Origin of the sequence: Micromonospora sp. H61 (assembly GCF_018070325.1) — a bacterium.
In the GTDB taxonomy this organism is placed as follows: Bacteria; Actinomycetota; Actinomycetes; order Mycobacteriales; family Micromonosporaceae; genus Micromonospora; species Micromonospora salmantinae.
The window spans coordinates 1-9,370 of the sequence record NZ_JAGPXY010000124.1; the positions used below are offsets into that span (position 1 = coordinate 1).

9 protein-coding genes and 1 pseudogene are annotated in these 9,370 nt (G+C 71.9%); 7 read left to right on the plus strand and 3 right to left on the minus strand.

Annotated elements, in window-relative coordinates:
* Nucleotides 1-133: 133 nt before the first annotated feature.
* Nucleotides 134-832 carry an NADPH-dependent F420 reductase gene (gene npdG / locus KBX08_RS31535; RefSeq protein WP_112620287.1) on the plus strand — a complete coding sequence of 233 codons (699 nt, stop codon included), beginning with the start codon at nt 134-136 and terminating at the stop codon, nt 830-832.
* A 68-nt stretch (nt 833-900) separates the two neighbouring features.
* On the opposite strand, the gene panB is transcribed toward npdG, so the two are convergent.
* Nucleotides 901-1,746 carry a 3-methyl-2-oxobutanoate hydroxymethyltransferase gene (panB, locus tag KBX08_RS31540; RefSeq protein ID WP_210787422.1) on the minus strand — a complete coding sequence of 282 codons (846 nt, stop codon included), beginning with the start codon at nt 1,744-1,746 and terminating at the stop codon, nt 901-903.
* A 209-nt stretch (nt 1,747-1,955) separates the two neighbouring features.
* Complete coding sequence (locus KBX08_RS31545) at nt 1,956-3,713, minus strand: NAD+ synthase (protein ID WP_210787423.1); 1,758 nt, start codon at nt 3,711-3,713, stop codon at nt 1,956-1,958.
* 285 nt (nt 3,714-3,998) lie between these two features.
* Here KBX08_RS31545 and glnA point away from each other — a divergent pair, with 285 nt between their 5' ends.
* From glnA to KBX08_RS31565, 4 genes are all read left to right on the plus strand, one after another.
* On the plus strand, nt 3,999-5,348 hold the full coding sequence (glnA, locus tag KBX08_RS31550) for a type I glutamate--ammonia ligase (protein WP_210787424.1): 1,350 nt from the start codon (nt 3,999-4,001) through the stop codon (nt 5,346-5,348).
* An 89-nt stretch (nt 5,349-5,437) separates the two neighbouring features.
* Nucleotides 5,438-5,863, plus strand: coding sequence for a DUF350 domain-containing protein (locus KBX08_RS31555; RefSeq protein ID WP_210787425.1), 426 nt, complete (start codon nt 5,438-5,440; stop codon nt 5,861-5,863).
* Nucleotides 5,864-6,022: 159 nt separating this feature from the next.
* Entirely contained in the window at nt 6,023-6,715 is a 693-nt protein-coding gene (locus tag KBX08_RS31560) for a YafY family protein (protein WP_210787426.1), read from the plus strand.
* 153 nt (nt 6,716-6,868) lie between these two features.
* Nucleotides 6,869-7,252, plus strand: coding sequence for a VOC family protein (locus KBX08_RS31565; RefSeq protein WP_112582648.1), 384 nt, complete (start codon nt 6,869-6,871; stop codon nt 7,250-7,252).
* 241 nt (nt 7,253-7,493) lie between these two features.
* Here the strand turns inward: KBX08_RS31565 and KBX08_RS31570 are convergent, their stop codons facing one another.
* Entirely contained in the window at nt 7,494-7,964 is a 471-nt protein-coding gene (locus KBX08_RS31570) for a hypothetical protein (protein WP_210787427.1), read from the minus strand.
* 185 nt (nt 7,965-8,149) lie between these two features.
* Between KBX08_RS31570 and KBX08_RS31575 the strand changes: the two genes are divergently transcribed.
* Both KBX08_RS31575 and KBX08_RS31580 read left to right on the plus strand, forming a co-directional pair.
* Nucleotides 8,150-9,145 (plus strand): virginiamycin B lyase, encoded by a 996-nt coding sequence (locus KBX08_RS31575; RefSeq protein ID WP_247670402.1) that lies wholly within the window; start codon nt 8,150-8,152, stop codon nt 9,143-9,145.
* A 77-nt stretch (nt 9,146-9,222) separates the two neighbouring features.
* Nucleotides 9,223-9,370 (plus strand): annotated as a pseudogene (locus KBX08_RS31580) (hydroxymethylglutaryl-CoA lyase); the annotation flags it as partial.

A 9,370-nucleotide genomic window follows, 5' to 3' on the forward strand; every position in this document is an offset into this window, starting at 1 on the left:
TGTTCGAGCTGGCCTGACCGGACCGCCGTCGCTGGCCCACTCCTCGCCCGCCGGCGCGACCAGCTCGCGGCAGCGGGGATTCTCACAGCGCTCGGCGCTGCTGACCGACCGAGCGGTTTGCGAGGATGAGGCCATGGCATACGACGCGAGCACGCTGCCCGACGTGTCCGGGCTGACGGTCGGCATCATCGGCGGCACCGGCGACCAGGGGCGGGGCCTCGCCTACCGGTTCGCGCGGGCCGGCCAGACGGTGCTGATCGGGTCCCGGTCGGCTGAGCGGGCCGCCGAGTCCGCGGCCGAGATCGCCGCCCTGCCCGGCGTGCCGGCCGGCGGCAGCGTCACCGGTGCGGCCAACGACGAGGTGGCCCGACGCAGCGACGTGGTGATCATCGCGGTGCCGTGGGACGGGCACGCCGCCACCGTCGCAGCCCTCGCCGAGCCGCTCGCCGGCCGGATCGTCGTCGACTGCGTCAACCCGCTCGGCTTCGACAAGCAGGGCCCGTACGCGCTGACCGTCGCCGAGGGCAGCGCCGTGCAGCAGGCCGCCGCGCTGCTGCCCGACTCCCGGGTCTGCGCCGCGTTCAACCACGTCAGCGCTCCGCTACTGGCCGACCCCGAGGTCGACCGGATCGACCTGGACGTGCTGATCTGCACCGAGGACCGTGAGCTGGTCGACATCGTCGGCGCGTTGGCCGCCCGGATTCCCGGCATGCGGGGCGTCTACGCCGGCCGGTTGCGCAACGCCCACCAGATCGAGGCGTTCACCGCCAACCTGATCGCCATCAACAAGCGCTACAAGGCGCACGCCGGCATCCGCGTCACCGACCTCTGACAGGAGCGGCGTGATCCACCCCTGATCTCGGCAAAGGCAAAGCCGGGTGGATCACGCCGTGCCCGGTACTAGAAGGTGTGTTCGGCGGCGGGGAACTCGCCGCCGCGGACCTCGTCGGCGAAACGGCGGGTGGCGTCGGTGAGAGCGCCGGCCAGATCCGCGTACCGCTTGACGAAACGGGGTGCCTTGCCCGTCCGAAGCCCGGCCATGTCCTGCCAGACCAGCACCTGCGCGTCGGTGTCCGGGCCCGCGCCGATGCCCACAGTGGGGATCGGCAGCTCGTGGGTGATCCGCTTGGCCACCTCGCCGGGCACCATCTCCAACACCACGGCGAACGCGCCCGCCTCCGCCACCGCCCGCGCGTCGGCCAGCACCTCGTCGGCGGCGTCGCCGCGACCCTGCACGCGGTAGCCGCCCAGGGTGTGCTCACTCTGCGGGGTGAAACCGATGTGCGCCATCACCGGAATACCAGCGCCGACGATCGCGGCGATCTGCGCGGCGTTTCGGCGGCCACCCTCCAACTTCACCGCGTGACAGCCACCCTCCTTCATGAACCGGACGGCGGTGCGCAGCGCCTGGGCCGGGCCCTCCTCGTACGAGCCGAACGGCAGGTCACCGACGACCAGCGCCTGCCGGGTCGCCCGCACCACGGCCCGGACCAGCGGAAGCAGCTCGTCGGCGGTGATCGGCAGGGTGGTCTCGTAGCCGAACACGTTGTTCGCGGCCGAGTCGCCGACCAGCAGCACCGGAACACCGGCCTGGTCGAAGATCGACGCCGTGTACTGGTCGTACGAGGTGAGCATCGGCCACCGCTCGCCGCGCTCCTTGGCGGCCGTCAGGTCGCGGGTGCGGACCCGTCGGGTGGCCGGGCCGCCGTACAACGCGGTCACCTCGTGCGGAGTGGACTCCACCATCTCTGTCTCCCTTCCTCGAGGCCGCCTGCGCGGTCCCCGGGTTCCGCCGCGATCGTCGCACCGCGAGACGGGCTGACGGCAGGGCCCAGTGCAAGATGTCACTCCACCAGCGCGGGGCCGCCCCACCTGGCCACCCGCGACCGCGCCGCGAGGTCACCGCGCGGCGGCGCCGGGCCGCGCCACCGACCCGGCACCCCCAGGGGTACGGCTCAGCCGTGCTCGCGCCACCGGTTGGTGATCGGCAGACGGCGGTCCCGGCCGAACGCCTTCATGGAGATCTTCGTGCCCGGCGCCGACTGCCGTCGCTTGTACTCGGCGGTATCCACCAGCCGCAGCACCTTGTCCACGATCGCCGGGTCGTGACCCGACTCGACCAGCCCGTCGCGGCCGAGGTCACCGTCGACGTAGCCGATCAGGATCGGGTCCAGGACGTCGTAGTCGGGCAGGCTGTCGCTGTCGAGCTGGCCCGGGCTCAGCTCGGCGCTCGGCGGCTTGCCGATCGAGTTCTCCGGGATCGGGGCGGTCTCACCGCGCCGTGCCGCGTCCCTGTTGCGCCACTTCGCGAGCCGCCAGATCAGCGTCTTCCAGACGTCCTTGACCGGGTTGAAGCCGCCCACCGAGTCGCCGTACAGGGTGGAGTAGCCGACCGCCAGCTCACTCTTGTTGCCGGTGGTCAGCACCAGGTGGCCCTCCTGGTTCGACAGCGCCATCAGGATCACGCCACGGACCCGGGCCTGCAGGTTCTCCACTGCCACGCCGGACAGCGACAGGTTGGCCAGGAAGCCGTCGACCATCGGCTGGATCGGCTCGACGCGGTAGTCCAGGCCGGTGCGCTTGGCCAGGTCGGCGGCGTCCTCCCGGGAGTGCTCCGAGGAGTGCTGGCTGGGCAGCGACACCCCGACCACCCGGTCCGGCCCGAGCGCGTCGACGGCGAGCGCCGCCACCACCGCCGAGTCGATGCCGCCGGAGAGACCGAGCACCACCGACGGGAACCGGTTCTTGTTGACGTAGTCGCGCAGACCCAGCACCAGCGCCTGCCACACCTCGGCCTCGTCGGCCACCGGCTCGATCAGCCCGCCGGTGGCGGCCGGGCCGGACGGCGTGGGCGGAATGCCGTCCAGCGTGCTGTGCACGATCCGCATCCCGTCGGCCAGCGTCTCGGTGGTCGGCCCGGTGGCGGCGGCCGGCAACTCGACGTCGTGGACGAGCAGGTGTTCGACGAACTGCGGGGCCCGGGTGAGCAGCTCACCGTCGGCGCCCACGATCATCGAGTCGCCCTCGAAGACCAGCTCGTCCTGGCCGCCGGTCATGTTGACGTACGCGATGGCGGCGCCCGCCTCGGCGGCCCGGCGGCGGACCAGCGGCAGCCGGATGTCGTCCTTGTTCAGCTCGTACGGCGAGCCGTTGATGTTGACGACCAGGCCGACGCCGGCCCTCCGGGCCGCGGCGAACGGACCGCCGGCCTGCCACAGGTCCTCGCAGATGGTCAGCGCGACGTCCACGCCGCCGATCCGCACCACTGTCAGCGCGTCACCGGAGACGAAGTACCGGTCCTCGTCGAAGACCCCGTAGTTGGGCAGGTGGTGCTTGAAGTAGCGGGCGGCCACGACGCCCCGGTGCAGCAGCGCGGCGGCGTTGCGGGCACCTCGGCCCGGCTCGGCGTCCCCGCTGACCTGCGGCGGACCGTCGGCGTCCAGGTAACCGACCACGACCGGCAGCTCGCCGAGACCGTCAGCGGCCAGGTCGGCGGCCAGCCGCTCCACGGCGGCCCGGGACGCGGCGACGAAGGAACGCCGGAAGACGAGGTCCTCGACCGGGTACCCGGTCAGCATCATCTCCGGGAAGAGCACCAGCTGGGCACCGGCATCGGCGGCCTGGCGAGTCCAGCTGCGGACCAGGTCGGCGTTTCCGGCGAGGTCGCCGACGCTCGGGTTGACCTGGGACAGGGCGAGACGCAGGGTGGGCATGCCTTCATCTTGCCCCAGCCTCGTCGCGACAATCCGTACCCTCCGACGAGATTGCCGCCACCCGCCGCGACGGGCGTCCCCGAGGCCGCGGCGGCGGGAGCTCGGCCATCGTGGCGGCGGCCTCGGCGGCCCGGCACTGGCCCCGCGCTCGCCGGGCGGGACACGAGAGGACGGCCGGCGGCAGTTCGCGTAACGTCTGCGTAACCAGGCCCGGGAACACTGGGCGATCAGGTCGGGTACAGCCCGGCCAAGGCGGACAAAAGAGTGTCGCGAGGGGTTGGGGAAGTGGACCGTCAGCAGGAGTTCGTCCTCCGCACGCTGGAAGAGCGGGACATCCGGTTCGTCCGGCTGTGGTTCACCGACGTTCTGGGCACGCTCAAGAGCGTTTCGGTGGCACCCGCCGAGCTCGAGGCGGCCTTCGAGGAAGGCATCGGCTTCGACGGCTCGGCGATCGAGGGCTTCGCCCGGGTCTTCGAATCGGACATGGTTGCCATGCCCGACCCGACCACCTTCCAGGTCTTCCCCTTCGAAGGCGGCGTCAGCGGCGAGAGCGCCCGGATGTTCTGCGACATCCTGCTGCCCGACGGCGGCCCGTCCTGGGCCGACCCCCGGCACGTGCTGCGCCGTGCGCTGTCCAAGGCAGCCGAGAAGGGTTTCACCTTCTACACCCACCCCGAGATCGAGTTCTTCCTGCTCGAGAACGGTCCGCAGGACGGCTCGGTGCCCACCCCGGTCGACACCGGCGGCTACTTCGAGCACACCACCCACGCCGTGGCCCGGGACTTCCGCCGCCAGGGCGTACTGGCCCTGGAACGGATCGGCATCTCGGTGGAGTTCAGCCACCACGAGGTCGCCCCCGGCCAGCAGGAGATCGACCTGCGCTACGCCGACGCGCTCACCACCGCCGACAACATCATGACCTTCCGGCACGTGGTCAAGGAGGTAGCACTCTCCACCGGTGTGCAGGCCAGCTTCATGCCGAAGCCGTTCACCGACCAGCCGGGCAGCGGGATGCACACCCACCTGTCGCTGTTCGAGGGGGAGCGCAACGCCTTCCACGACAGCGGCGACCCGATGAAGCTGTCCAAGGTGGCGAAGTCGTTCATCGCCGGTCTGCTGGTGCACGCCCGCGAGTACACGGCGGTCACCAACCAGTGGGTCAACTCGTACAAGCGGCTCTTCCCGCAGCACCTGCCCGACCGGATCACCGAGAGCCCGGCGTACGTCTGCTGGGGTCACCTCAACCGGTCCGCGCTGGTCCGGGTTCCCGCCTACGGCAAGCCCAACTCGGCCCGGGTCGAGGTCCGCTCGCTGGACTCGGCGACCAACCCGTACCTCGCCTTCGCGGTGCTGCTCGGCGCCGGCCTGAAGGGCATCGAGGAGGGGTACGAGCTGCCGCCGGGCGCCGAGGACGACGTCTGGTCGCTGACCAGCGCGGAGCGGCGCGCCATGGGCTACGAGGCGCTGCCGGAGAACCTCGCCGAGGCGATCGACGTGATGGCCGGGTCCGAACTGGTCGCCGAGGTGCTCGGCGAGCACGTCTTCGACTTCTTCCTGCGCAACAAGCGGGCCGAGTGGGAGCAGTACCGCCGTGAGGTCACCCCGTACGAGCGGCAGCGCTACCTGGCCCTGTAGACGCGGGGGCTGACGCCGTTGCGCGCTGCCGCTATCGTCTCGATCACCGCGCCGGTACCCCTCCGGGCGGAGAGTCGGGAGGCAAGTCGGTGCTGGAGGATCTGTTCAGCGGTGCCTGGCAGAGCGTCGTGTTCGGGCTCGTCGGCGTCGGCCTCATGGCCGCCGGCTTCGGGCTCGTCGACCTGCTCACCCCGGGTCGGCTGCGAGACCTGATCTGGGTCGAGCGCAACGCCAACGCGGGGTTGCTGCTCGCCGCCAACCAGCTCGGCATCGCCGGAATCGTCTTCACCGCGATCCTCACCAGCTACAGCGACTTCGGCAAGGGGCTCGCCTCCACCGTGGTCTTCGGACTGGTCGGGTTGGCGATCATGGCGTTGGCCTTCGTGGTGCTGGACCTGCTCACCCCCGGCAAGCTCGGCGAGGTCATCTGCTCGCCCGAGCCGCACCCGGCCGCCCGGGTCAGCGCCGCCACCCACTTCGGGGCCGCGCTGATCGTCTGCGCCTGCATCGCCTGAGCCAGCTGCCCGCGTCGCTGTGCGGGCGGTTGTCCGCGTCGCCGTGGCTGCTGTCCGCGTTGCCGGGTGGGCGGTTGTCGGCGTCGTTGTGGCGGTCGTCCGCTTTGCCGTGCGGGCGGTCGCCGGAGGGCGTCGTACCCCGGCCGTAGCGTGCGGGGCATGAACCGCACGGATCGCCTCTACGCACTGGTCGAGGAGCTGCGGGCGGTGTCACCTCGGCCGCGCAGCGCCCGCTGGCTGGCCGCGCGCTTCGAGGTGAGCAGCCGGACCATCGAACGGGACCTCGGCGCGTTGCAGGAGGCCGGGGTGCCGATCTGGGCCGAACCCGGGCGCACCGGCGGCTACGTCCTGGACCGCGCCCGCACCCTGCCGCCGGTAAACCTGACCGCCGCCGAGGCGGTGGCGATGGCAGTGGCGCTGCACCGGCTCGCCGGCTCGCCGTTCGCCGGGCCGGCCGCCACCGCGCTGCGCAAGCTGGTCGCTGTGCTGCCGGCCGCCGACGCCGCCGAGGCGCACCGTCTCGCCGGCCGGGTGCACCTGATCGGCGACGGGCCAGCCGCGCCCGTCCCGGCCACCGTCGCCGACGCGGTCGCCGCGCGGCGCGTGCTGCGCATCCGGTACGCCGACCGTGCCGGCGCCGACTCGACCCGTGACGTCGAACCAGTCGGCTACCTCGGCAACTCCCGACACTGGTACCTGGTCGCCTGGTGCCGTCTCCGCGATGAGCTGCGGTGCTTCCGCACGGACCGGATCCGGAGCGTCTGGGCGCTGCCCGACGTGGTGACCCGGGAGCTACGCCTGACGGATCTCGACATCCCGCACGAGCGGGTCCGCCCACTGAGCCTGGTCTGAGACCCGTCCGCGGCGCGGCGGGCCAGGGTGGGTCTCGTCGCTGGAAACCCCGCCGGGTGATCCGGAAACACCGACAGGACGCTGTCGCCAACGGCCCCGAGACTGCTCCAGACGACGGCCGAACGGCCGGCACGGAAATTCTGGAGGCAGTAGATGTCCAGGTCCACCACGCCCATCACCTGGTTCGAGATCGGCACCGACCGGCCCGAGGACGCGGAGCGGTTCTACGGAGAGTTGTTCGGCTGGACCTTCGAGGAGCAGGGCTCGACCAACGGCGGGTCCTACCGCGTGACCGGGGCCGGCGGCGACACCGGGATCGGCGGGGCGATCCGGGCAACTGACGGGACGTCGCCGAACTACGCGGTGTTTTACGCCGAAGTCGCCGACGTGGCGGAGACCTGCCGACAGGCCGAAGCTGCCGGCGGCCGGGTCCTGGTGCCAGCGCGTACGGCACCGAGCGGTCTCACACTGGCCCACCTACTCGACCCGGCCGGCAACCACCTGGGTGTTTTCACGCCCCCGCCCCCGCAGCCCTGACCCCTTCCAGGGCCGGGCTGATGCCCGGCTGGCCTGACTGTCGCTCGGGCTGGCTCTGGGTCGGGCCAACAGGGCGGACCGGGTCTGCCCCGGGGCGTGCCGAGGCCGGCCGCGGGCTGCCCGGGGCGTGCGAGGCCGGCTGCCGGCTGCCGGGGGCGTGCCGAGGCCGGCCCCGGCCTGCCCGGGCCGTACCGAGTTCGGCCCCGGCCTGCTCGTGCCTGCCGGGGCCGGACTCGCCGGACTACTTGCCGGGCGTACCAGCGCCGTGGTGGCCGCCTGGACCGCGGTGGCCGCCGGGGCCGGGGAAGACGCCGGCCTCGACGGCCTTGGTGATGGCGTCGGCCTGCTCCTGGGTGAGCTTGCCGTCCTTGACGGCCTGGTCCAGGCGCTGCTTGAGCGCGGCCTGCCGGTCCTCGGCGGACGGGCGCTGCGGGCGGTCGGTCGGGCGGTGCTGCTCGCGGATCTTCTCCAGTGCGGCGGTCACCTTGTCGGTGGGCACGCCCAGCTCCTTGGCGAGCGCCTCGGCGAACTCGCCCTGCCGGTCGGCCTTCGCACCCGGAGCCCCGCCGGGAGCCGGGGCGGTGCTGGCGCTCGGTGTCGGCGTGGAAGTGTCGGCGGCGAACGCGATCGTCGGGGCCGCGATCCCGACGCCGAGGACGCCGGCGGTGGCCAGGCCGGCCAGCAGGTGCTTCCTGCGGATGGTGCGGGACATGCTGTCCTCCAGAGGTTCGGTCATCGTGCGCTGTCGTCACCGACAGTGACCGGGCAGTCTGGGCGGAAGCCGTGGCGACCCTGTCAGCGAGCTGACAATCAGGGCCGGCAGTGGACGAAATCGGTTGTGTGGGCGGTGGCCGAGCGGTCAGGGTGGACGATCCACCGACGGAAGGACCCCACGGCATGACCGTCGAGATTCGGGAGATTCCACTCGTCGAGCCGGGCGCCGGGCCGTACGGCATCACGCCCGGCCCGGACGGCGCGCTGTGGCTGACGCTGGCCCAGGCCGGCGGCATCGCCCGGTTGTCGCCCGACGGCGCGGTCCGGACCTACCCGCTGGAGCCGGCCGGCGGTCGCCCGCTGATCATCACGGCCGGGCCGGACGGGGCGCTCTGGTTCACCCGCTCGGGAGACGACCGGATCGGTCGGATCACCGTCGACGGTGAGCAGCGCACCGTCGCCCTGCCGGCCGGTGCCGGGCCGGGTGGCATCGCGGCTGGGCCTGATGGCGCGCTCTGGTACGCCGGGATGACCTCCGACACCATCGGCCGGGTGGAGACCGACGGCACCCACACCGCATTCCCGCTGCCGGTGACCGGCGGATTCGCCTCGATGATCACTGCTGGCGCGGACCAGGCTCTCTGGTTCACCCTCAACCAGGCCAATGCGATCGGTCGCATCGACCTCGACGGCAGGGTGACGCTGCATCCGTTACCCACATTGAAGGCGGGGCCGGTCGGCATCACGCTGGGCGATGACGGCGTCATCTGGTTCGTGGAGATCGCCGCCGGTCAGCTCGGCCGGATCGACCCGGACGGCGAGATCGCCGAGTTCCCGCTGCCGGACCGGGCGGCCCGCCCGCACGCGATCGTGGCCGATCCGGACGGCGGCGCGTGGTTCACCGAGTGGGGCGCCAACCGGATCGGTCACCTCGACCCCGCCGGACGGATCGAGGGCTACGCCCTACCCACTCCCAACGCCGAACCGCACGGCATCACCCGCACCTCCACCGGCATCTGGGCCGCCCTGGAAATCGGCGCCATAGCCCACCTAACCCCACCCCCCTCAGCCCCCCGACCCCCGCCTGAACTGGCGACCCGCCCATCCCCCTCAGCCCCGCCCTGGTTGATCAAGAGGTTTCCGTCAGGATTCGCGCCGCGGATGACGCAAACCTCTTGATCAACAGTGGGGTGGCATGCTGGGAGGACCCCCTAAGCACTGCTTTCGTCACAGTGAGGTGACCCCTTATGGCGGACCTGCCGAGTTTCGTCTCGATCCGTGAGGTTGGGCCGCGGGACGGGTTGCAGAACGAGGACCCGATCCCGACCGACGCCAAGGTGCGGCTGCTCGACGCTCTCTCCGGCACCGGCGTACGCCGAATCGAGGCGGTGTCGTTCGTGCACC